The sequence below is a fragment of the Methylobacterium sp. R2-1 genome (assembly GCF_014191355.1).
Taxonomy (GTDB): Bacteria; Pseudomonadota; Alphaproteobacteria; order Rhizobiales; family Beijerinckiaceae; genus Methylobacterium.
Window position 1 is genome coordinate 160,899 of sequence record NZ_JACHWM010000005.1, and the last position, 21,488, is coordinate 182,386.

Annotated in this window: 19 protein-coding genes and 1 pseudogene; 9 read left to right on the forward strand and 11 right to left on the reverse strand. The window is 69.8% G+C overall.

The features are described 5' to 3' along the window. Window positions 1-10: 10 nt before the first annotated feature. Window positions 11-238: a hypothetical protein gene (locus tag FHU13_RS09160; protein ID WP_183435552.1), complete on the reverse strand. Its 228-nt coding sequence runs from the start codon at window positions 236-238 to the stop codon at window positions 11-13. Window positions 239-431: 193 nt separating this feature from the next. Between FHU13_RS09160 and FHU13_RS09165 the strand changes: the two genes are divergently transcribed. Together FHU13_RS09165 and FHU13_RS09170 are read left to right on the forward strand one after the other, a co-directional pair. Next, complete coding sequence (locus FHU13_RS09165) at window positions 432-1,325, forward strand: methyltransferase domain-containing protein (RefSeq protein ID WP_183435553.1); 894 nt, start codon at window positions 432-434, stop codon at window positions 1,323-1,325. Then, window positions 1,322-1,678, forward strand: coding sequence for a DUF427 domain-containing protein (locus tag FHU13_RS09170; protein WP_183435554.1), 357 nt, complete (start codon window positions 1,322-1,324; stop codon window positions 1,676-1,678). The genes FHU13_RS09165 and FHU13_RS09170 overlap by 4 nt, the downstream gene beginning before the upstream one ends. 175 nt (window positions 1,679-1,853) lie before the next feature. Here the strand turns inward: FHU13_RS09170 and FHU13_RS09175 are convergent, their stop codons facing one another. Genes FHU13_RS09175 through argJ form a run of 4 tightly spaced genes read right to left on the reverse strand, consistent with a single transcriptional unit; the run spans window position 1,854 to window position 5,806 of the window. Continuing rightward, window positions 1,854-3,398 (reverse strand): DUF6880 family protein, encoded by a 1,545-nt coding sequence (locus FHU13_RS09175; RefSeq protein ID WP_183435555.1) that lies wholly within the window; start codon window positions 3,396-3,398, stop codon window positions 1,854-1,856. A 31-nt stretch (window positions 3,399-3,429) separates the two neighbouring features. After that, window positions 3,430-3,846, reverse strand: coding sequence for a (deoxy)nucleoside triphosphate pyrophosphohydrolase (locus FHU13_RS09180; RefSeq protein WP_183435556.1), 417 nt, complete (start codon window positions 3,844-3,846; stop codon window positions 3,430-3,432). Then, a complete protein-coding gene (locus FHU13_RS09185; protein ID WP_183435557.1) occupies window positions 3,843-4,565 on the reverse strand; it encodes an SIMPL domain-containing protein in 723 nt (240 codons plus the stop codon). The genes FHU13_RS09180 and FHU13_RS09185 overlap by 4 nt, the downstream gene beginning before the upstream one ends. Continuing rightward, window positions 4,562-5,806 carry a bifunctional glutamate N-acetyltransferase/amino-acid acetyltransferase ArgJ gene (argJ, locus tag FHU13_RS09190; protein ID WP_183435558.1) on the reverse strand — a complete coding sequence of 415 codons (1,245 nt, stop codon included), beginning with the start codon at window positions 5,804-5,806 and terminating at the stop codon, window positions 4,562-4,564. The genes FHU13_RS09185 and argJ overlap by 4 nt, the downstream gene beginning before the upstream one ends. Window positions 5,807-6,189: 383 nt before the next feature. Here argJ and FHU13_RS09195 point away from each other — a divergent pair, with 383 nt between their 5' ends. Together FHU13_RS09195 and FHU13_RS09200 are read left to right on the forward strand one after the other, a co-directional pair. Then, a complete protein-coding gene (locus tag FHU13_RS09195; RefSeq protein WP_183435559.1) occupies window positions 6,190-6,663 on the forward strand; it encodes a histidine kinase in 474 nt (157 codons plus the stop codon). A gap of 88 nt (window positions 6,664-6,751) precedes the next feature. Beyond that, entirely contained in the window at window positions 6,752-7,318 is a 567-nt protein-coding gene (locus FHU13_RS09200) for a glutathione peroxidase (protein WP_183435560.1), read from the forward strand. Between the two features lie 27 nt (window positions 7,319-7,345). Here the strand turns inward: FHU13_RS09200 and FHU13_RS09205 are convergent, their stop codons facing one another. After that, a complete protein-coding gene (locus FHU13_RS09205; protein ID WP_246714572.1) occupies window positions 7,346-7,570 on the reverse strand; it encodes a hypothetical protein in 225 nt (74 codons plus the stop codon). Window positions 7,571-7,669: 99 nt separating this feature from the next. Between FHU13_RS09205 and FHU13_RS09210 the strand changes: the two genes are divergently transcribed. Both FHU13_RS09210 and FHU13_RS09215 read left to right on the forward strand, forming a co-directional pair. Then, window positions 7,670-7,897 (forward strand): hypothetical protein, encoded by a 228-nt coding sequence (locus tag FHU13_RS09210; protein ID WP_183435562.1) that lies wholly within the window; start codon window positions 7,670-7,672, stop codon window positions 7,895-7,897. Window positions 7,898-7,985: 88 nt separating this feature from the next. Further along, window positions 7,986-8,228, forward strand: coding sequence for a DUF2188 domain-containing protein (locus FHU13_RS09215; RefSeq protein WP_183435563.1), 243 nt, complete (start codon window positions 7,986-7,988; stop codon window positions 8,226-8,228). Between the two features lie 6 nt (window positions 8,229-8,234). On the opposite strand, the gene putA is transcribed toward FHU13_RS09215, so the two are convergent. The 3 genes from putA to FHU13_RS09230 form a co-directional block, all read right to left on the reverse strand. Next, on the reverse strand, window positions 8,235-11,342 hold the full coding sequence (putA, locus tag FHU13_RS09220; RefSeq protein ID WP_183435702.1) for a bifunctional proline dehydrogenase/L-glutamate gamma-semialdehyde dehydrogenase PutA: 3,108 nt from the start codon (window positions 11,340-11,342) through the stop codon (window positions 8,235-8,237). Between the two features lie 117 nt (window positions 11,343-11,459). Then, window positions 11,460-14,999 carry an AsmA-like C-terminal region-containing protein gene (locus tag FHU13_RS09225; RefSeq protein WP_183435564.1) on the reverse strand — a complete coding sequence of 1,180 codons (3,540 nt, stop codon included), beginning with the start codon at window positions 14,997-14,999 and terminating at the stop codon, window positions 11,460-11,462. A gap of 157 nt (window positions 15,000-15,156) precedes the next feature. Further along, complete coding sequence (locus FHU13_RS09230; protein ID WP_183435565.1) at window positions 15,157-15,408, reverse strand: hypothetical protein; 252 nt, start codon at window positions 15,406-15,408, stop codon at window positions 15,157-15,159. Window positions 15,409-15,523: 115 nt separating this feature from the next. On the opposite strand from FHU13_RS09230, the gene FHU13_RS09235 reads away from it, so the two are divergent. Together FHU13_RS09235 and FHU13_RS09240 are read left to right on the forward strand one after the other, a co-directional pair. Next, the gene (locus FHU13_RS09235) at window positions 15,524-17,911 is read left to right on the forward strand and encodes an ATP-dependent helicase (protein WP_183435566.1); all 2,388 of its coding nucleotides are present in this window, start codon (window positions 15,524-15,526) and stop codon (window positions 17,909-17,911) included. Window positions 17,912-18,291: 380 nt separating this feature from the next. Next, window positions 18,292-19,008, forward strand: coding sequence for a PhoH family protein (locus FHU13_RS09240; protein WP_183435567.1), 717 nt, complete (start codon window positions 18,292-18,294; stop codon window positions 19,006-19,008). A 70-nt stretch (window positions 19,009-19,078) separates the two neighbouring features. Here the strand turns inward: FHU13_RS09240 and aqpZ are convergent, their stop codons facing one another. Both aqpZ and FHU13_RS09250 read right to left on the reverse strand, forming a co-directional pair. Then, window positions 19,079-19,819, reverse strand: coding sequence for an aquaporin Z (gene aqpZ / locus FHU13_RS09245; protein ID WP_183435568.1), 741 nt, complete (start codon window positions 19,817-19,819; stop codon window positions 19,079-19,081). 355 nt (window positions 19,820-20,174) lie between these two features. Then, a complete protein-coding gene (locus FHU13_RS09250) occupies window positions 20,175-21,068 on the reverse strand; it encodes a 3'-5' exonuclease (RefSeq protein WP_183435569.1) in 894 nt (297 codons plus the stop codon). A gap of 55 nt (window positions 21,069-21,123) precedes the next feature. On the opposite strand from FHU13_RS09250, the pseudogene FHU13_RS28215 reads away from it, so the two are divergent. Continuing rightward, window positions 21,124-21,486, forward strand: a pseudogene (locus tag FHU13_RS28215) (cupin domain-containing protein); the annotation flags it as partial. Between the last annotated feature and the right edge of the window lie 2 nt (window positions 21,487-21,488).

Sequence of the window (21,488 nt, forward strand, 5' to 3'; positions counted from 1 at the left end):
GCCCGCGCCGTCAGCGAGCGCTGCTGCCCTGGTCGCCTTGCCGGGCCGCCTTGTCCTTCTTGTTCGCCTCATGCCGTCCGATGGCGCAACCCGCCGCGGCGCCGATGACGCCGTGTCCGGCCATGTGCCCGGCGATTCCGCCCATCGCGGCGCCCTTCAGGCAACCCTTCGCTTCCGCCGTGCCTGCCAACGCGACGGCGGCAAGGATCAGAGCGGCGCGGATCACAATCCGTGTCATCTTCAACCTCCTCGATCGACGAGCAAAAACGGGGCGACAATGATTCCGTTCCAGGTCATTTCGCCGCCGAACAATGGCGTGACTGCGGTTCACGGAAACCGATCTACCCCTGCCTCAGGGGCCCGCCACTGCGCAACCCGGACCAAGTGTTTGACCTGGCCGCAGCGCACTCGAAGCCCCATCTGCCTATGCGATGAACGAGTCCGCTCCCCTGTTTGATCCCGCCCTGATCCGCAGACGCATCGCGCGCGCGAAAAGGGCGGGCTATGCTAGCTTCCTCGTCGAACGGATCATCGAGGATCTGGAGGATCGCCTCGCGGCGGTGACACGCTCCTTTGCGCTCGGCCTCGATCTCGGCACGCCCGTGCCGACGCTGTCGGAGCGGTTGCGGACGAGCGGACGGGTTGGGCGGATGATCCGCCTCAGCCCGACCACCGAACCCGGTGGGCCGTTGGTCGGTGATCCCGAATTTCTGCCGTTCGGCGCCGGTGCCGGGTTCGACCTCGCCGTGTCGGCGCTCTCGCTTCAGCACGTCAACGATCTGCCCGGCGCCCTGCTGCAACTGCGCCGGGCGCTCAAGCCCGACGGTCTGCTGCTGGCCGGACTCCTCGGCGGCGCGACACTCACCGAGTTGCGCCAAGCCTTCCTTCAGGCGGAGAGCGAGACCGAAGGGGGGGTAAGTCCGCGCGTCGCCCCCTTCGCCGAGTTGCGCGACCTCGGCGGCCTGTTGCAGCGGGCGGGGTTCGCCCTCCCGGTGGTGGACGCGGAGACGGTCACCGTGCGCTACGGCGATCCGTTCTCGCTGATGCGCGACCTGCGCGCCATGGGCCTGACCAATGCCCTTCACGAGCGCCGCCGGACACCGCTGCGCCGGGCCACGCTGATGCGGGCCGCCGCGATTTACGCCGGACGCTTCTCCGATCCCGACGGACGGCTGCGGGCCACCTTCGAAATCCTGTGGCTGTCCGGCTGGGCGCCCCACGAGAGCCAGCAGAAACCGCTACGACCCGGCAGTGCGAAGACGCGGCTCGCCGACGCCCTCGGCGCCGCCGAGCATCGGCTGCCGGCAAACGGGGAGCCGTCATGAAGGAACCGGGACCCGCTCATCCGATCACCATCACGCCCCATCCGGGCCTCGTGCGGGTTCGGCTCGACGGGCGCGTCGTCGCCGAGACGCGGCGGGCGCTGGACCTGAGCGAGGCGGGCTACGACGCCGTCCTGTACATCCCGCGCGAGGATGTCGCCGCGGGCGTGCTCGTCCCCAACCCGCGACGGACCTACTGCCCTTACAAGGGTGAGGCCGCCTCGTTCGACCTCTTGGCCGACGGTGCGCCACGTGCGGCTGCGGCGTGGTCCTACGAGAATCCGTATCCGGCGGTGGCCCGGATCCGCGGCCACGTCGCCTTTTACCCGGATCGGGTGGATGCCATCGAGGCGTAAGGCCGCAACTCAAACGATGTCCGCTTGTCGCTTCGGTCCTTCTTCTGTCATTGCGAGGCGGAGCCGAAGCAATCCAGGACGTGACTTGCCCGGAAATGTCGGGTTCTGGATCGCTTCGCTGACGCTCGCGATGACGGGATGCGATAAAGCCCGAAGTGATCAACCGGAAACGGTATCACCCCTCCACCTGAGACCAGAACCCACTCTTGCGTCCATGCGCTTTTCGATGCTTCGCCACGTAATCCGCGTGGCTCGGCGTGAGGTCGCCCGGCGCCAGGTCCCGCGCGAGTTCGCCGAGACGGGTCAGGTGGCGGGCGCCGTGGCCGTAGGCGGGCGAGCGGGCACGCTCAAGGATGTCGTCGATGAGCGCACGGTAGAGCACGCTCGCCGCCAGCGGGTGGTCCGGCTCCAGCGCCTCGGCGGCGGGGGCCAGCAACTCCCAGATACGGCCTGACCACTCTTCGCGCCGGTCGAGCACGAGCCGCGCGGCGCGGTCCAGGTTCGGCCAGCGCACCAGGAAGTAGAGGCCGCCATGCGGGTCCTTGCGGCTCGCGGCATGGGCAAAGGCGCGCTCCAGCGCCTCCTCGTCCTCGAAATCCGGCAGGCGGGCAAGGTAATCGCGCAAGGCCTGCGGATCGAGACTTTTCTCGAACCGCGACCAGCGCAGGCCCTGCGCCTCATCCGTGCGGCCGAGCGCGTCGAGGATGCGGATCTCGACGGCTTCCCGCTCACGCTCCGGCCCCTGAGAATCGAAGCTGCCGGCCACCAAATCCTCTCGGGTCACCAAAGTGGGTCCGCGCTTCTGCTCCTGGCGGATCCACTCGAGGGCTTCCGCGGCGCGTCCGGCCGCCAGCAGGCGCTCGGCCACGGCAACGCGGTCGGGCCGCTCGGGCGACATCTCCAATTCGAGGGCGACGAACGCGTCGGCGTCACCGCGGGCATCGGCGATGGCTTGACGCAGACGGTTCAGGCTCAGGCGGCGATACCGGCGCTCCCAATCCTGGCCCGCCGTCTCGAATGCAGCCGTGCCGGACGACTTTCGAACGGAGGCGGGAAGCGCCGCGAGGGCTTCGACAAGGCGCGCGTCGAGCGGTTCGAGCGCCTCCTTCGGCAGGTTCGGCAGCAGATCGACCAGCAGCGCGCCGATGAGGCCGAAACCGTCGCGGTCGAGACCGTCGAGAGCGCGGGTCGCGAAGCCGAGTGCGGCCTCTGCCGAGAGCCCCGCCGCGAGCCCCGCGGCGGCTTCGGCGGCGGCCTCGTAGATGCCGTGCACCTGCCCGCTGGAATCGTCCACCCGCTCCAGCGTCACGTCCGCACTCCGCAGGAAGCGCAGCAGCCGCTCGAGGGCCATCTCGGTGTCGAGCGGCTTCAGATCGGAGAGGATGGTGGCCAGCGTGGCGTCGAGGTCGGCGGTGAAGGCCCTGCGCTTCTGCCAGTCGATGTAGCCGCGGGCTTTTTCGAGCGCCGAGAGGCGACGGTCGATCAGGGCCGCCACCCTGTCCGGACCTTGGAGCGCGGCAAGCGCGGCGCTCACCCGCTTCTTGAAAGGAGCGCTCTGGCCCACCTCTTCGAGGATCAGGGCAATGAGCCGCTCCTGACTGAGCGCCGCGAGGCTTTCCGCCGTCGGCGTGGTGCTGCGGGACTTTTTTCTCGGGTTCGATTCAGTCGACGATTTTGCTGACGCCGCGCTCTCGACCGCCGCCTTCGCCCGTCGCGCCATCGCTCCCGCCCCTCTTCACGCTCGGGTCCGGTCAGGGTCCGAGCAGATCGATCAGGAAGGGGATCAGCGGCAGGTCGGCCGGCGGCATCGGCAGGTCGCGCAGGCCGCCCGGGCGTACCCAACGGAGCGCCTGCGACTCGCGTGACTGCGGAAACCCTTCCCAGCGCCGGCAGATGTAGAGCGGCATCAGCAGGTGGAAATCCGGATAGGCGTGGCTGGCGAAGGTGAGCGGTGCGAGGCACGGCTCCTTCACCGTGATGCCGAGTTCCTCGGCGAGTTCGCGGATCAGCGTCTCCTCAGGCCGCTCGCCGGGCTCGACCTTGCCGCCGGGAAACTCCCACAGACCGGCCAGCGTCTTGCCCTCAGGACGCTGGGCCATCAGCACCCGGCCGTCGGCATCGACCAGGGCCGCCGCGACGACGAGAACAAGCTTCACGGGAACGCTCATCGGCCGATCGCGAACACGGCTTCGACTTCCGCCGAGGTCTCGATCGAACCCGCTTCCACCGGTACGGCGGTTCGGCCGCGGGGGGCCGCCGCCTTCATCGCCAGGCCGTAGGGCACGGGCCGAGGCGCTTCGGCCCGCGGCGGCGATTCGATCGAGAGAACGGTCCCGAGCCTCACACCGGTCGCCTCGGCGATGCGCTCGGCCTGGGCACGGGCATCCTTGACGGCGGCCACCTGCACGGCGGCATCCGCAGCCGCCGGGTCTCGCAGGCCGAAGCTGATCCCCTGAATCCGGTTGGCGCCGGAGTCGAGGGTCCTCCGCATCAATTCGCCGAGCTTGCCCATCGCGGCCAAGCGCACCCGCACGCGGTTGCTCGCGGTGTAGCCGTCGTCGCGCTCGCCCATCGTTCCATCGGGCAGGCGGACAGTCTTCGTCCGCGGCTGCAGGGTGATCGAGGAGGTGCCGATATCGGCGTCCGCCACGCCCATCTCCTTCGCCGTCGCCACGATGCCCTTCGCGGCTTGGCTCGCGGCATCAAGGGCGGCGGCCGGCGTCGCGCCGGGGCTCTCGACGCCGATCTCCACCGACGCGAAGTCCGGCGCGACCTCCTGCGAGGCCCGGCCGATCACCCGGATGCGGCCGGCCTCGTCATCGGCCGCGGCGGGTGCCACCGCTACGGTGAGAAGCAGGAGAGAAGCTGCAAGCGCATAGAGCTTCACGAGCGATAGTCTCCGTTGATGGCTACGTAGGCTTTGGTGAGGTCGCACGTCCAGACGCGGGCGCGGCCCTGGCCGAGGCCGAGATCGATCCGTACGGTGATCTCGGGCCGCCGCATCACCGCGCTCGCCGCCTCCTCGCTGTAATCGGGATCGCGGGCGCCCTGCACCGCGACGCGCACGTCGCCGAACCAGATCGCGAGGCGGTCGCGGTCGGCGGGCTCGCCGGCCTTGCCGACCGCCATCACCACCCGGCCCCAATTGGCATCTTCGCCGGCCACCGCCGTCTTCACCAGGGGCGAGTTGGCGATCGACATCGCGATACGGTGGGCGGAGGGATCGCTCTCGGCGCCCTCGACCTCGACGGTCACGAGCTTGTTGGCGCCCTCCCCGTCGCGGGCGACGAGCTGCGCCAGTTCGATCAGCAGATCGTCAAGAGCGGCGCGGAAGCCGGCGAGCCGGGGATCATCGGCACGGGTGACAGCCGCGTTGCCCGCCGCACCGGTGGCGAAGAGCAGCAGCGTGTCGGAGGTGGAGGTGTCGCCGTCCACCGTCACGCAATTGAACGAGGTCTTGGTGCCCTCACTCAACAGCGCCTGCAGCACGTCCTGCGGGAGCGCCGCATCGGTGAAGGCGAAAGAGAGCATCGTCGCCATGTCGGGAGCGATCATGCCGGCCCCCTTGGCAATGCCATTGATCGTCACCGGCACACCGTCGATTTCGACCCGGCGCGTGGCGAGCTTCGGGAACGTGTCGGTCGTCATGATGGCCTTGGCCGCCTGCGTCCAGGCCTCGGCCCCACCCTCGGCGCGGGCAGCACAATCGGCCAGAACGCCCTCGAACTTGCGCGCGTCGAGCGGCTCGCCGATCACACCGGTGGAGGCGATCATCACCGCCTCCGGGGCACAAGCGGCGGCACGCCCGGCGATGCCGGCGGTCAGCGCCACGGCCTCACGACCCTTCAGCCCGGTGAAGGCGTTGGCATTGCCCGAATTGACGACGAGCGCCCGCGCGCCCTTGCGAGCCTTCAGCGCGTCTCGGCACCAATCCACCGGAGCCGAGGGGCAGCGCGACCGGGTGAACACACCCGCCACTTCCGTACCTTCGGCCAGAGCCACGTAGAGCACGTCCGTACGGTCCTTGTAGCGGATACCGGCCTGGGCCGTGGCGAGGCGCACACCCGCGATCTCCGGCAGCAACGGCGACGTGGCGGGTGCCAGGGGGGAGATTTCGGTGGATGACATCGGTCGTCGGCTCCGTCTCGTACCCGTTCTCGCCCATTTGGCCGCGTCGGGAGGCGCGGCCTCGCACGCGAAGGCGACACGGGCATGAAGCTTGAGGTCGCGGGCCGCTGTCTTGCGCCCGCCGAGCCTCGCGTCAACACGTGGCGCGCGCGGCCCACCATGGCGAGAGCCTCTGCCGCCCTGCCGCGCTGCCCGCACGCCCTCAACTAAAGGTAGTCAACGGCGTTGGACAGGTCCGAGGGCGAGAGAGCCAGCCGCACAACTTTTGATTGGCAAGACGAGAGAGCGTGTCGTCGAGTCTTGCCGAGTGTACCTGGAGGGTGCACCGGCGGTGTCACCGGTCCGTGACGCTTGAATGCACTGTGCGATCTGCGTAACCTAGAATGATGCAGCGCACCCTAGACCGTGAGGACGCGAAGATCGACCGGGCTCCCGTGCGCACGGCCGGCCCGATCGCCGGAGCCGGCGCACCGCGCAGTTGCTACGGTGTGCAAGTGCTGATCGCGGGGCGCCGCAAGCAGTGGCGCGACGAGGTCGGCGGTCAGATCCGCCGGGCGGGCTACAGCGCGATCAGCGTCGATTCGGCCGTCGATGCCCTCACGGTGCTCGTGCTCGGACTGCCGGTCGACGTTCTCGTGACCGATGCCGAATTGCACGGCTCTCTCGGGCTCAGCGAACTCGCGGCGGAGGCACGGGCGCTGCGCCCGACACTGGGCATCGTCGTCGCGTGCGACTCGGCCGTCCGCGATTGTGCCGACCTCGTGCCTGCGGATGCGCTTCTGGTGTCCCGCCCCTGCGAGGAGGAGGCGGTCGCCTCGTCGGTGCGCGAGATGCTGGCCGCCCGCGCCGTCTCCTAATCCCTCCGGCCTCTCGCATGCGCGACGATCGGGCTCGTACCCGGCGGCCAGCCGTGTGTGGCAGCCTCGGCCCCGGAGGACCAAAGCCATGACGATTCGCCGCCGGGACTGCCTTGCGATGTTTGCCGTTCTCGCGGCGGGCCGCGCCCCGATCGCCGCCCAGGCCGCTGAGGCCGGGCCGGCTGCCGCCTTCGCCTTCGACAAGCCGGACGGCGGCCGCCTTCCGCTCTCGGCCTATGCGGGCAAACCCGTCCTCGTCGTCAACACCGCCACCGCCTGCGGCTACGCTCCGCAATTTACCGGCCTCCAGGGTCTCTGGACCCGGTTCGGCGAACGCGGTCTGACGGTGATTGCGGTGCCCTCCCCCGATTTCGGCAATCAGGAGCCCCTCGACGGCGCCGCCATCGCTGAGGCCGCCCGGAAAAACCACGGCGTCACCTTCCCGGTCGCGGACAAGACCCATGTCCGCGGGCCTGCGGCGCATCCATTCTACCGCTGGGCGGCAGAGCAGAAGCCGGGGCAGAGCCCGCAATGGAACTTCCACAAATATCTGATCGGCCGCGACGGCACCTTGCGCGCTGCCTTCGCGACTCAGGTCGATCCGAGCGACCCGCGCATCGTCAGTGCGATCGTCGCGGAGTTGGTACAGGCCTGAGGCGTGGCCCCTCGATCCCTAACTCCCTCATCGACTCGGAACGTCGGCCGGCGGCAGCAATCCCCGTTCGACCCGTTTCGGTGGCAGCGGCCGCTTGGCGCGCGGGGCGTGAAGATGCCGGTCCTGCTCTGTGACGCGCGGCGGCGCGGAGGAATAGTTCGAGGCGAAGGGATTCGGCGGCACGCCCTGGGCAAGAGCAGGCGAGGCCGCGAGGCAGAGGCTCGCAACGGCGAAGACGGTGCTCGAACGCATCGGCGGTGAAATTCCGGTCGGTTGAGACTCGCGCCCTGACGGGGCTCGTCCCCACATCCCACCGGGCCGCGTCATCATTGCGGCCGGAGAGACCGGACCATGGAACCGCACAGTTTCGAACAGGACGGCATCGTCTACGAGGTCCACTTCGAGCGAACACCGGACGGCTGGATCGCCCGCGTCCAGCCCGAGGACAGTGCGCAGGCGCATGTCTTCGCCTTTCCCAACGGCGTCGGCTTCGATCCGGACGACGTGCGCGGCTCCCTGATCGCGGGCTGCGAAGCCGCCGTGGCGCGCATCCCGCGCCGTGCGCCGACGCGGCATTGAGGCGGGGAAGCGGAACCTCCGGCATTTCGACTGGTTCGGGCTCCAGCACGCGCGACAAAAGCGCGCCGGAAACCAACGGGATGTTCCGATGACCGAAGTGACCTATCACATCGTCGAGCACGACGGCGGCTTCGCCTACAAGGTCGGCGACGTCTTTTCCGAGACCTTCCCGAGCCGGCAGGAGGCGCTTCAGGCGGCGCAGGCGGCGGCCGCCGAACAGCAGGTGCCGGGCTCGACCGAGGGCATCCGCTACCAGGACGGGAGCGGGCAGTGGCACGACGAGACCGCGCAGGGCAACGACCGCCCGGTGGCCAAGGTCGCGGACGACTGACGCCCCTCACCCGTCCAGCGTGATGAGCCCGACGCTGCCGCCCGCCGCCGCCGTGTTGACGGTCAGCGTCCGCTCGGTGGCGAAGCGGGCGAGGTAATGCGGGCCGCCGGCCTTCGGGCCGGTGCCCGACAGGCCGGTTCCGCCGAAGGGCTGGCTCCCGACCACGGCGCCGATCATATTGCGGTTCACGTAGACGTTGCCGTGCGGCAGGGTCTCGGTAATCCGCTCCGCCGCCTCTTCGATGCGCGAGTGGATGCCGAGGGTGAGCCCGTAACCGCTGGCCCGGATCTCTTCGACAACCCGCGCCAGGCCGTTCGCCGGATAGCGGACGACGTGAAGGACCGGCCCGAACACTTCTTTTCGCAGATCCGAGACGCGGCCGATCTCGAACATGTGGGGCGCCACGTATAGCCCGTTTGGTGCCACCCCGGAGAAGTGCGGGCGCGCCGAGGCGGTCATGGACGTGATATGCGCGTCGAGCCTCTCCTTGGCCCCCGCGTCGATTACCGGGCCGAGATCGGTGGCGAGATCGCGCGGATCACCGACCTTCAGTTCCCGCGCCGCCCCGGCCACCGCCGCGATCATCCGGTCGGCCACGTCCTCCTGCACGAGGAGAAGCCGCAGGGCCGAGCAGCGCTGGCCGGCGGAACGGAAGGCCGAGACCACCACGTCGTCGGCCACCTGCTCGGGCAGCGCCGTGGCGTCGACGATCATCGCGTTGATGCCGCCAGTCTCGGCGACCAGCGGCAGGATTGCGCCGTCGCGGGCGGCGAGCGTCCGATTGATCTGCTGTGCGGTCGCCGTCGAGCCGGTGAAGACGACGCCGGAGAGCGCCGGATGCCCGATCAGTGCGGCGCCGGTCTCGGGGCCACCGGGGACGAGATTCAGGGCACTGCCCGGAATGCCGGACCCGTGCAGCAGGCGCACGGCGAGGTCGGCCACCAGCGGCGTCTGCGGCGCGGGCTTCGCGACCACGGCATTCCCCGCCATCAGCGCCGCGGCGACCTGCCCCGTGAAGATGGCGAGCGGGAAGTTCCATGGCGAGACCGCGACGAACACGCCCCGCCCGACGAGGCGCAGGCTGTTGGCCTCGCCCGCCGGGCCGGGCAGGTCCTGCGGCTCGGAGAACAGGTGCCGGCCCTGCGCCGCGTAGTAGCGCAGGAAGTCGATCGCCTCGCGCCACTCGGCCAGGGCATCGTCGAGGGTCTTGCCGGCCTCGGCTTGCAGCAGGTGAAGGAGCCGGCCCTGCTCCCGCAGGAATGCGTCGGCAGCCCGCTCCAGGCAGGCGGAGCGTTCGCGGGCGGGCGTCCTCGTCCAGGCGGGAAAGCCGCGCGCGGCCGCCTCCATGGCGAGCGCCGCCGTCGCGGGATCCGACTCGATGACGCTGCCGATCATCGTCGCGTCGATCGGGCTGACCACCGGCCGGGCGCGGCCGGTCCCGGCGGTCCCGTCGATGATCGGCGCGGCCTCGGCCGGTCCGGCAGCCCGTGCAACGGCGTCGGTCAGCCGCCGGAGCGCCGCGCCATCGCCGAAGGCAAGTCCTGGGGAGTTGCGCCGCTCGGGCCCGAACAGGTCGCGCGGCAGCGGGATCCTGGGATGCCGGGCCTGCGAGGGCGTCTCGACCAGGTTTTGGGGACGGGCGAGGAGTTCGGCCACCGGCACCGCCGGATCGGCGGCGCGGGCGACGAAGGAGGAATTCGCCCCGTTCTCCAGCAACCGGCGGACGAGATAGGCGAGCAATTCGCGGTGGCCCCCGACCGGCGCGTAGACGCGCTGGCCGATGCCGGGGGCCCGCTCGGCGAGCCGCTGATAGAGCCCCTCGCCCATGCCGTGCAGGCGCTGGAACTCGAAGCCGGCCTCTTCCGTCGCCGGCCGGTCGAGGAGCCCGGCGAGTCCGAGCACGCTCGCGACCGTCAGCGCGTTGTGGGTGGCGAATTGCGGGTAGAGGCGGGGGCGGTGGGCAAGCAGCCGCCGGGCGGCGGCCAGATAGTTCAGGTCCGTCATCGCCTTGCGGGTGAAGACGGGATAGTCGGGCGCGCCTTGCGTCTGGGCGAGCTTCACCTCGGTGTCCCAGTACGCACCCTTGACGAGGCGCACCATCAGCCGGCGGTCGTGCCTCTCGGCGAGCGCGGCGACATGATCGATCACCGGAAGGCATCGCTTCGAATAGGCCTGGATCGCCAGCCCGAACCCGTCCCAGCCGGCGAGCGCCGGATCGGCCAGCACCGCGGCGAACACGTCGAGGGAGAGTTCGAGCCGCTCCGCCTCCTCGGCATCAAGGGTGAAGGCGAGATCGTGGGCAAAGGCCGCACGGGCGAGGTCGCGCACCACCGGCACCAGTTCGGCCATCACCCGCGCCTCTTGCGTCGGGGCGTAGCGCGGATGCAGCGCGGACAGCTTGACCGAGATGCCCGGCCGGGCCGGCAGGGGCGCATTGCCGGCCTCGCGGCCGATCCGCGCGATGGCGCGGGCATAGGCTTGGCGGTAGCTCTCGGCGTCCTCGGCCGTGCGGGCGCCCTCGCCCAGCATGTCGAAGGAGTAGCGCGAGCGCCGGGCGCTGCCGGAGCCGGCGCGCTTGAGCGCCGCATCAATCTCCTCCGCCAGCACGAACTGCCCACCCATCACCCGCATCGCCCGGTGAGCCGCCCCGCGCACGGCAGGGCGGCCCAGGCGGCGGACCATGCTGCCGAGCGTCGCCTCGGGGGTGTCCTGCGGGCCGACGAGGCGGGCGCCGAGGCCGAGCGCCCAGGAGGCGGCGTGGGCAAGGCCGCTCTCCGAGCGCACGGCGTGATGGGCGAAATCACCCTCGCGCAGCTTGTCGGCGATCAGCCGATCGGCGGTGGCCGCATCGGGCACCCGCAGCAGCGCCTCGGCGAGGCTCATCAGGGCCAGCCCCTCGCGGGTCGTCAGGGCGTATTCCCGCAGCAACGCCTCCACGGCGCCGTGGCCGGCATCCGCGCGGATCGCGCCGATCAGGTCCGAGGCGAGCCGATCGACCGCCGCCTCCGTCCCGACCGGCAGAGGCGCCTCGCGCAGCAGGGTTTCGGCGAGGGCCGCGTCGTCCGGAGCGTAGGGAGCCTGAAAGCGGAAAGCGGGCATGGGGCCGTGGACCATGGGAGAGAGTAGCACTCTCACTGTCGTGAGACAGGCCAATTCCGTCCCTTACAGCGCCCGCGACCCGTAACCTTTTCTGCCGGTTCGGCCGGACGAAGCTCCCCCCGTGCCGCCCCCTCAGGGCCTCGCACCGGGCGGGCTGATGTCGAGCGGCTGCGTCTCCGACAGAGGCGGTGCCGGCTCGGCCTCCATGCGGGCGCGGCGGGCCGCTTCCTCCGCCTCTCGCTGACGGGCTTGGCGCGCCGCCTCCTCGGTGGCCTGCTGCGCCTTGATCCGGGCCTGCCGTGCCGCTTCTTCGGCCGCCGCGCGGGCGCGGTCCATCTCGATCCGGGCGCGGCGACGCTGGCGCTCGCTCTGGTCGGCGTCGAACAGCTCGATCTTCTCGAGCTCGCGCTGAAGCACGAGGGCAGCGAGGCCGGTGGTCAGCGGCGCCGTGTCGAGCCGCCGCTCGGGCGCGACGAGCGGGCCGTTGAAGCCGAGCTGGATTGCGGGCGCCGCCCCGGACCAGCCCTTCGGCCCAGTCGCCGCGGTCAGGGCGCCGCGGGCGTCGAGGGTCCGGCCGCGCAGATCGACCTGCAGCGTGCCGTTCCAGCGCGCTGGGCCGAGATCGATCCCGAACGGCGCCGTGCGCAAGGTGCCGCCCGAGAGGGTGAAGGCCGCCGAGACCGGCCCATTGGCTCGAAGCGGCCCGGCCGAGAGTTCTTCCGACACCAACGCTTGAAGTCGTCCCTCGCGCAGCGGATCGTCCTCGACCAAAGCCTTACCGAGCGCCCGGTCGAGAGCGCCCGCATCGGCGGCGGGGAGCACGAGATCAGCGAGCCGGATCTCGCCGTTGCCCGAGAGGTCATTGGCCAGTGCGGAGAGACTCACGCCCGTGGCACCGAAGCGCAGGGCCGCGGAGAGCCGGCCGCCGATCGGGCCGGCGCCGATCAGGCCTGCGAGATCCGCGCCGTCCAGGCTCCCTTCGCCCGAAAGCGCAGCGGCGCCCGCCGGCCGCGACAGTGTCATGCTGCCGGTCAGCCGACCGCCGGCGAGCCCGGCCGAGAGGTCGCGCAGGCTCAGCGCGTCGCCCTCGCGAAACAGCGTCAAGCTCGCGGTGTCGGCGATGAGGCCCCGGCCGAGATCGAGCTGAGCGACCTTGAGTCCCACGGTGACCTGCGACTGGGTCGGCGCGGCGGTGAAGCGCCCGCTGTTATCGGTCGGAAATACCGTTGCGGCGGCCAGTGCCGGTAGGGACAGACGGGCGAGGGTCGCGGTGCCGATGAGCGCGCCGTCCGGTGTCCGGTCAAGGGCGGCGGTCAGATCGTTTCCCGCCACCTGTCCCGTGACGTCGGCATGCAGCGCCGCGTTCCGGCGCGACAGGCCGAGGGTGAGAGACGCGGGCATCGGCCCGGCCCCTGGCGCGGCACTTCCAGCCAGGAGCAGGAAGGGGGTGAGGTCGGATGCCTGCAGCTGGATCGCGCCGCCGGTCGGAGGACGGTCGAGAGCGTCGAACAGGATCGGGTGCGCGGTCGAGAGGGCGAGCCCAGCGAGGTCACCCTCGACATCGAGCGCGAGCGGCGCGCCGTCAGGCCCGGTCGCGGCGGCCGGGCGGGCTCCGGTCAGCCGCAGGCGGCCGGGCTGGCGGAGCGCAGCGATGTCGTCGCGGCCGAACCAGCGGCCGGTCTTCGGCGTCGTCAGCGTCGCGTCGAGGCGGTCGATCCGGCCGGAACGGGTCAGGAGCGCAAGCTCGAGATCGCCCTCGCCCGCCCGGCCCTTGGCGCGCGCGCGCAGCGCATCCGCCTCGCCCGATTCCCGCTCCAGGGTCAGGTCGAGGGCCAATCCGCTCTGGCGGAAGCTCTGCGGCACGAGGCGGGCCTCGGGCAGGACACCGCGCTCCAGCAGGGCGAGCAGCGGCGCCGCCTTGCCCGCAGTGACGCGGCCCTCGATCCGGCCCGAACCGTCCGGCGCAATCCGACCGGCGAGCTGGGCGCTCGCGCCCGCGAGGTCAGCAATGTCGAGGGTGTCGACGACGAGGCTCGCGCCGTCCGATTGCAGGCTGACCGCGATGGTGCCGTTGCCGGAATGCGCGCCGGAGGGTCCATAGCGCACGTCGCGCGCCCGCAAAGTCAGGCCGAGATCGTGCCGATGCAGGCCGGACATCAGATCGCCCAGGGGCGGCAATTCGGCGATGTCGATGCCGCTGGCGGAGAGCTGCGCGTCGAAGCGCCCGCGCCCGTTCGCGTCGGCCCGAACGTAGCGGGCATTGCCGGTGACGCGGGCTTCGCCCAGGGCGAGACGCAGGTTGCGAAGCGAGAGGTCGCCGCCGGCCGCCGAGAGATCGGTGCCGAGCTCGAAAGCGCGCCCATCGAGGATCGCCGCGACGCTCTCCTCCGCGCCGATCCGGCCGAGATAGCGCCCTAGCACCTCCGAATTGCGCGCGGCGACGTCGACATGGCCGGTGAAGCGAGGCGAACCCGACAGCTCGGCCTCGCCCGTCGCCGCGACGCTCGCCCCCCCCGGCGCCATGCCCTCGAAGCGCCGCAGCACGAGGCCGCCGGTGCGGTCGAAGGTGCCGCGAAACGCGACCCCGGCCCAATCGTCCAGACCGAGCGCGACGCTCTCGGCGGCGAGGTCGAGATCGAGGAGGATCGGCGGGGTCAGGGCGCCCGAAGACAGCCCCTGCGAGAGCCCCTGCGCCAGCAGCCCGCGCGCGCCGCCGGAGAGCAGCAGCCCATCGAGGTCGAGACGGCGGGTACGAAGCGTCAGGCCGAGACGGGCCTCGCGCAGGTCGAGACGGCCGCTACCCGACAGCCGCGCCGCCTTGCCGCCGGGGTCGAGTTCGATCTCGACCGTCTTGGCCTGCGCCAGGGGACCGCGCGACTCGAATTTAGCGGCCAGGGTCAGCGGCAGGACGGCCCCGGCCGGCTGGACCGGCGGCCCGACCGTCAGCCTCACAGTGCCTTCCGCCTCCGGCACGAGGCCGCGATGGGTGCGATCGCCGCCCGGTGCGTCCTCGGGTTGGAAGGCGAAGCGGGCATCGAGCTCCAGGCGGGGCAGGGTATCGCCGCCGCCCGTAAGCTTCAGCGAGAAGCTGCCATCGTTGCCGGTGGTGCTGGTCGCGAGATGGAAGGGGCTCCCTTTCGCCGTCCCTTCGGCCAGCCAGGGCCCGGCCAACGCCGGAGCTCGGAGACGCAGGTTCTCTGCGACAAGCTGCTCCTGAGCGCGTGCGCCGGTCCGCGCAGTGGCAATACTGAGGCGCTGGATGCGCAGATCTTCGATGACGATGTCGCGTCGCAGTGCCTGCGGCTCGCGCGGCAGCAGCAGTGCCTCGTCCGAAACCGGCAGGGTGAGCCCCGCGCGCTCGATCGACGTCCGGACGAAGCGCACCTCGCCCTTGAGCAGCGGCGCCAGAGCGATCTCCGCGTCGACCGTCCGCGCATCGAGGGCCGGCCCGTCCTCTGCACCGAGTTGCAGCCGGGCGAGGCGGAGATGCGGCGAGGGCAGGAGGCGCAGATCGATCGCGCCCTCGCTGCGGGCGCCGGCACCGAGGGAGTCGGTCAGCGTGCGGTCGATCAGCGCGCGATGGCTCGACCAGTCGATGAAGGGCGGCACGGCCAGGGCCGCCACGAGAACCAGCACGACGGCGCCCGCGAGCGCGGTCAGGAAATCACGCACCGTTATCGCTTCCGCCTGGCCTGCGGGCCGCAGGGCTTCGTTCGCGGATCACGCGCTCGAAGGGCCGAAGCCTCTTGGCGGCGCGTAAAAACCCGTTCCTGCGGCCATAGCACAGGCCACGGTCCGCCCGCACCTCACGCTTAAGCTCGAGCGATCGTCAGCGCCGAATGCCGAAGGACGGTCCGGCCGGGGGCGGAACGTTGAGCGGCGCCCGCTGGATCTGGTTGCGGATTGCGCTGTTCTCCAAGGTCTGGCGCTGTTCAAAATTGCGGTTCTGGTTCCGGTACTCGAACGCCTCGTTCTGCCGGCTCGTGGCGCCCCGGTTTCCGGGACTCTGCGCGAGAGCCGGCGTCAGTACCGGCGTCAGAGCGGTGAGCAGGGTCAAGAGGGCGAGAGACGGGGCGCGCATGGCCTCGCATCCTTCATCGTTGTTGGTTTCGGGTTTCCCGGGTGACGCGTGAGAAGGGCTGCCGGTTCCGGATCGGGTCTCGACGGCGTTCGCCTTTTGGTCCAGGGAAGCGCGTATGATGCAAGAGCCCAACGACGCGCCTGGCGCGTTCCGGCCGCGCCCGTCCGACAACGAAGCGCCGTCGGCTCCGACCTCCATCGCCGCCCGCGCCATAGCCGCCCTGCGGCCCGAGGGCGCCTCCTACCTCTCCGGCCTCAACCCGGAGCAGCGCCGCGCCGTGGAGGCGACGGAGGGCCCTGTGCTCGTGCTCGCAGGCGCCGGCACCGGCAAGACGCGGGTGCTGACGACGCGCATCGCCCACCTGATCGCGACCGGCAAGGCTCGGCCCTACGACATCCTCTCGGTGACCTTCACCAACAAGGCCGCGCGGGAGATGAAGCACCGGATCGGTCAGCTCATCGGGCCGGCCGGCGAGGGAATGCCCTGGCTCGGTACTTTCCACGCCATCGGCACCAAGATCCTGCGCCGCCACGCCGAACTGGTCGGGCTGAAATCCGACTTCACCATCCTCGGCACCGACGACCAGCTCCGCTTGATGAAGCAGGTCATCGCCGACCAGAACATCGACGAGAAGCGCTGGCCGGCCCGCTCGCTCGCCCATACCATCGACGGCTGGAAGAACCGGGGCCTGGGCCCCGAGCAGGTGCCGCCGGGCGAGGCGCAGGCCTTCGCCTTCGGCAAGGGGGGGCAGCTCTACGCCGCCTATCAGTCCCGGCTCGCGACCCTCAACGCCGTCGATTTCGGCGACCTGCTGCTGCTCTGCCTCAAGCTGTGGCGCGAGAACCCGGACATCTTGGCCAACTACCAGGACCGCTTCCGCTACATCCTCGTGGACGAGTACCAAGACACCAACGTCGCGCAGTATCTCTGGCTGAGGCTCCTCGCCCAGGCGCGGAAGAACGTCGCCTGCGTCGGTGACGACGACCAGTCGATCTACGGCTGGCGCGGCGCCGAGGTTGACAACATCCTGCGCTTCGAGCACGACTTTCCGGGTGCGACCGTGGTGCGGCTGGAGCGCAACTACCGCTCGACCGGCCACATCCTCGCCGCCGCCTCCGGCCTCATCGCCAAGAACGAGGGCCGGCTCGGCAAGACGCTCCGGACGGAAGACGAGGCAGGCGAGCCGGTCACCGTGACCGGCGCCTGGGACTCCGAGGAAGAGGCGCGACAGGTCGCCGAATCGATCGAGTCGCTTCAGCGCAAGGGCCATCCGCTCTCAGAGATCGCGGTGCTTGTGCGCATCTCGGCGCAAATGCGCGAGATCGAGGACCGCTTCGTGCAGGTCGGCCTGCCCTACCGCGTCATCGGCGGCCCACGCTTCTACGAGCGGGCCGAGATCCGCGACGCGCTGGCCTATCTGCGCGTCACGATGAACGGTGCCGACGACCTCGCCTTCGAGCGCATCTTCAACACGCCCAAGCGGGGCTTAGGCGACGCAACCCTGCAGACTCTGCACGCCTACGCCCGTGCCGACCGAATTCCCCTCCTGGCGGCCGCGAGAAAGCTGATCGAGACCGACGAGCTGAAGCCCCGCGCCCGCTCGATGCTGCGCGGCCTCGTCGAGAGCTTTACGCGATGGGTTCGGCTGGTGGAGACCAGGCCGCATCCGGAGGTCGCCCAGACCATTCTGGAGGAATCCGGCTACACCGAGATGTGGCAGAAGGACCGTTCGGCCGATGCCGCCGGGCGGCTCGAAAATCTCAAGGAATTCGTCCGCTCGATGGAGGAATTCCCCGACATGGCCGCCTTCCTCGAACACGTCTCCCTGGTAATGGAAGCCTCGGAAGCGGAGGGCGTCGACCGCGTCTCGCTGATGACGCTGCATGCCGCCAAAGGACTGGAATTCGACACGGTGTTCCTGCCCGGCTGGGAGGACGGCTTGTTCCCGAACCAGCGCGCCATCGACGAGAGCGGGCGGGCGGGCCTTGAGGAGGAGCGGCGGCTCGCCCATGTCGGCCTCACCCGCGCCCGCAAGCGCGCCAAGCTGTCCTTCGCGGTCAACCGGCGCATCCACGGCCTGTGGTCTTCGACCATCCCCTCCCGGTTCATCGACGAGTTGCCGCCTCAGGCGGTGGACGTGGTCGAGGCCCCCGCGCATTTCTCGGCCGGCGCCTCGCGTTTCGACCGCAACCCGGCCCCGTTCGGCTCATCCTATGGCACGCCGGGGTGGCAGCGTGCGCAGGCCAACACCTCGGGCGGATTCGGCGGAGGATTCGGTGGGGGCCAGGGCCGCAGCGGCCGCTCGGGCGGGCCGCGAGAGATCGAGGGCGAGTTGATCGCCAAATCGACGGGCGCGCCCTCCGCTTTCGAGTACGGCCAACGGGTCTTCCACACCAAGTTTGGCCCTGGCACGGTGGCCGATATCGACGGCAACAAGCTCACCGTTGACTTCGACAAGGCCGGCCGGAAGATGGTGCTCGACAGCTTCCTCCAGCCCGGTTGAAGCGTCCCGCCGGCGGCCTCCGCCGGCTGCGCCGCCGCCCCAGGAGGGCGACGCCCGCGATGGCTTTGGTATGGATCGTCCCGATCCGCCGGCAGCGCCGAGAGGCGCCAGGGTCATCGCTTCTTCGTCGTCCCGTCACGCTCCCGTCGCCCGCGCTTGCAACCCTCGCGAGGCCGGCGAAGCGTTGCCGTAAAGCCGCGTTCCACAGCCTTCGCGTCGAGCCGTGGAACCGAGTCATGGGGTTTGGCTTTGCTCTTGCGTAGAGATGAACGAAGATCGGTAATGTCTTCGCCGAATCGGGAGAGGTATCGAAAAGTCGAGACTGGTTGAAAAAGCGAGTTTGCGAGAGTCACGCCCGAGTCAAGGTGGAGTGTTGATCCATGAAGAGACGACGCGCACGGCTTGAACTGGTTGAGGACCGACCGATCCGGATGCATCGGACCCGCTTCGACGAGGAACGTAATCCCGCACCGATCCAACCCCTGACGGATAAGCAAGGTCAGTATCTCGACGCCCTCGCGTCATCTTCACAAGTCATCGTTCTCGGACCCGCCGGCACGGGCAAGACTTTCATCGCCGGCACCCGCGCCGCGGATCTTCTTCGCCAGCGCCGGATCGCGAAGGTCGTGATCACCCGACCCAACGTTCCATCGGGCCGCTCGCTCGGCTTCTTCCCCGGTACGCTGGAAGAGAAGATCGCGCCCTGGGTCGCTCCGCTCACCGAGACCATGAAGGAACGCATGGGCGCCGCCGCCTTCGACATCGCGGTAAAGGCCGGCGACATCGAGGTGGTGCCGTTCGAAGTGATGCGCGGGCGCACCTTCAAGAATTGCCTCGTCATCCTCGACGAGGCGCAGAACACCACCACGGCCGAGATCAAGATGTTCCTGACCCGCATCGGCGACGATTGTCAGGTCATCATCAACGGGGACGTCTCCCAGACCGATCTGCGCGAGACGTCGGGGCTCCGCACCGTCATCCACCTCGTGAAGAGCCGGATGATGACGATCCCGATCGTGGAGTTCACCCTCGACGACATCGTTCGCTCCGGCATCTGCGCCGAATGGGTGCGGGCGTTCGAGGAAGAGCGGCTGTAGGAGACGCGGCGGCCCGGTAACGCGCGATGACGGGGCTCGGACGGGCCTCGTCATCGTTCGTGCTTCGCCTTCAGATTTCAGCGCCTCTCTCAACGACGGCTGTATCGACGATGTCGGCGGGCTCGTAGAGCCATCGCGCCACGATTCCGGCCGCGATCGCGCCGACGATCGGAGCCAGCCAGAACAACCAGAGTTGCGCGACGTACTCCGCGCCGGCGAACAGTGCCGGACCTGTACTGCGAGCCGGGTTGACCGATGTATTGGTCACGGGGATCGAGATCAGGTGAATGAGCACGAGGGCAAACCCGATGGGAATGCCGGCAAAGCCCGTAGCGGCTCCCTTCGACGTCGTCCCGGCGATGATGAAGATGAAGATGAACGTCGTCAGGACTTCGGTGATCAGACAGGCGGCAAGGCCGTATTTGCCCGGGCTGAGTTCACCGTAGCCGTTCGAGGCGAACCCGTTCGGGACCCAGCCCGCCTTGCCGGATGCGATGGTGTAGAGGGTGAAGGCCGCAACCGTGGCGCCGATGACCTGGGCGACGATGTAGGGCAAGACGTGCCGGCTCGCACAACGTCGGGCCGACCACAAGCCGAGCGTGACGGCCGGATTGAAGTGGCCGCCCGAGATGTGGCCGACCGCGTAGGCCATCGTGAGCACGGTGAATCCGAAGGCGAACGCAACGCCCAGGAAGCCGATCCCGAGTTCCGGATAGGCGGCGGAGAGTACAGCGGCACCGCAGCCGCCAAAGGTCAACCAGAAGGTGCCGAAGAATTCGGCCGTCGTCCGACGCATCGTCTCGTGATCCATGGCGACACCTCTTGCTACGGAGGTCGCGGGGCGCACACCAAGCGGCCGTGTCGGAAGTCTGATTGGCGCACCGCGAGACCAAGTCGTCTGCGTCGGCACCCGCCGAGACGCATCGAGGGAGCATCCCATACCAGCATCATGCCAACAATGATCGACGTCATAAGTCTAGCGGCTTCAGAAATCTGTAGCGCTTCAGTTTCGAACCCATCGTGAGCAGCGATCTAGCTCCGTCGAATCGCTGATGGCGCCAATACCTTGCAGAGAATCGTCGGCATCGCCGGTCCGTCATCTATCGCTTACGCGGTGAGCCCGAGCCGGCATCACGCCCCCGGGGAGCCGCGCTCCGCCGCAGGTTTCAAGCCGCCGCGACGCCCTTCGCCCGCACCGGTCCGACGCACTTGCCGTCCAGCAACTGGCGCAGCCGGTCGACATCATCGAAGTTGTTCGAGGTGAGGTCGGTGACGTCGCCCTCGACCAGCGCGTCGACGTGGCGGCAGCGGCGGCGGTGCGTGCCCGCCGGGCAGGAGCAGCGCAGATAGGGCCCGTCCGTCCGCTCCTCGAACTCGAGCACGTAACGGTTGCCGGTGCTGCCGCGCATGGCGAAGCGCAGTTCACCCTTCGGCCGCAGGTCGACAATGCCGGATGCCCGCAGGGCGTGGGCGGAGGTGGAGCGGTTGAAATCGCGCCGCGGTCCGGCCACCGCGCGGATCGGCGTCAGGCCGAGGCCGCGAGCGAGGTCGGCAATGTCCGCCGCACCGGTCTCGTGCAGGGCCGCCAGCGCGATCTCGGCGCAGGCATAGGCGTCCTCGCCCGCATCGTGGTGCTCGAAGCGGATGCCGAGGCGTCCCGCCACCTTGGCGAGACCGTGGCCGGCCGGATCGGGGAAGATGCGTCGGGCGATCTGGAGGGTGCAGTGCCCGGCCATATCCGGCACCGACTCGCCCCAGGCGGCCAGCGAGGCGGCCAGTACCCCCATGTCGAAGCCGGCATTGTGAGCGAGCATCAGCCCGCCGCTCAGATCCGGCAGGAACTCGGCCATGACGTCGGGGAAGCTCGGCGCGTCGCGCACATCCGCAGGCAGGATGCCGTGGACGCGGATATTGCCGGGCGAGAACCGCATCTGCGGCGGGCGGATCAACCGGGATTCGCGCCGCACGACGCGTCCCCCCTCAATCCAGGCGAGCCCGACCGCGCAGGCGCTGTCGCGCCGCTCGTTGGCGGTCTCGAAATCGATCGCGACGACGCTCATGCCGCCGAGATTAGGGGGTAGCGGGCCGATCCCGCAAGGCGCGGAGGGCGGCGCAGGATTGCCGGAGGGCGCCTTCGACGCGATCCCCGAGAAGCAGCTCTACATCTTTCCCGGTCCGAAGCCGGGCGCGCCGGCCGACGATCAACTCGGCGGGGCTGGACCCGTGCCAAAGCGCTTCAGCCGCTATCAGGCCGGCGATGTCGGCTACGTGCCCTTCGCCATGGGCCACTACATCGAGAATACCGGCGACACGCCGCCGACCTTTCTCGAAATGTTCCGCAGCCCGCGCTACGCCGACATCTCCCTCCGCCAGTGGATGGCCCTGACCCCGCACGCCCTCGTGCGAGCCCATACCAAGCTCGACCGCGCAGCGATCGATGCCCTGCCGAAGACCAAATCGCCGGTCGTGCCGGGCTGAGC

Bases quoted from the DNA above. Each gene is read 5' to 3' on its own strand.
- FHU13_RS09200 (WP_183435560.1), top strand. From the start codon at position 6,752: ATGACGATTCGCCGCCGGGACTGCCTTGCGATGTTTGCCGTTCTCGCG.
- FHU13_RS09205 (WP_246714572.1), bottom strand. From the start codon at position 7,570: ATGCGTTCGAGCACCGTCTTCGCCGTTGCGAGCCTCTGCCTCGCGGCC.
- FHU13_RS09250 (WP_183435569.1), bottom strand. From the start codon at position 21,068: ATGAGCGTCGTCGCGATCGATTTCGAGACCGCCAACGAGCGGCGCGAC.
- FHU13_RS09170 (WP_183435554.1), top strand. From the start codon at position 1,322: ATGAAGGAACCGGGACCCGCTCATCCGATCACCATCACGCCCCATCCG.
- FHU13_RS09210 (WP_183435562.1), top strand. From the start codon at position 7,670: ATGGAACCGCACAGTTTCGAACAGGACGGCATCGTCTACGAGGTCCAC.
- FHU13_RS09230 (WP_183435565.1), bottom strand. From the start codon at position 15,408: ATGCGCGCCCCGTCTCTCGCCCTCTTGACCCTGCTCACCGCTCTGACG.
- aqpZ (WP_183435568.1), bottom strand. From the start codon at position 19,819: ATGGATCACGAGACGATGCGTCGGACGACGGCCGAATTCTTCGGCACC.
- FHU13_RS09175 (WP_183435555.1), bottom strand. From the start codon at position 3,398: ATGGCGCGACGGGCGAAGGCGGCGGTCGAGAGCGCGGCGTCAGCAAAA.
- FHU13_RS09165 (WP_183435553.1), top strand. From the start codon at position 432: ATGAACGAGTCCGCTCCCCTGTTTGATCCCGCCCTGATCCGCAGACGC.
- FHU13_RS09215 (WP_183435563.1), top strand. From the start codon at position 7,986: ATGACCGAAGTGACCTATCACATCGTCGAGCACGACGGCGGCTTCGCC.
- argJ (WP_183435558.1), bottom strand. From the start codon at position 5,806: ATGTCATCCACCGAAATCTCCCCCCTGGCACCCGCCACGTCGCCGTTG.
- FHU13_RS09195 (WP_183435559.1), top strand. From the start codon at position 6,190: ATGATGCAGCGCACCCTAGACCGTGAGGACGCGAAGATCGACCGGGCT.
- FHU13_RS09160 (WP_183435552.1), bottom strand. From the start codon at position 238: ATGACACGGATTGTGATCCGCGCCGCTCTGATCCTTGCCGCCGTCGCG.
- FHU13_RS09180 (WP_183435556.1), bottom strand. From the start codon at position 3,846: ATGAGCGTTCCCGTGAAGCTTGTTCTCGTCGTCGCGGCGGCCCTGGTC.
- FHU13_RS09240 (WP_183435567.1), top strand. From the start codon at position 18,292: ATGAAGAGACGACGCGCACGGCTTGAACTGGTTGAGGACCGACCGATC.
- FHU13_RS09235 (WP_183435566.1), top strand. From the start codon at position 15,524: ATGATGCAAGAGCCCAACGACGCGCCTGGCGCGTTCCGGCCGCGCCCG.
- putA (WP_183435702.1), bottom strand. From the start codon at position 11,342: ATGGTCCACGGCCCCATGCCCGCTTTCCGCTTTCAGGCTCCCTACGCT.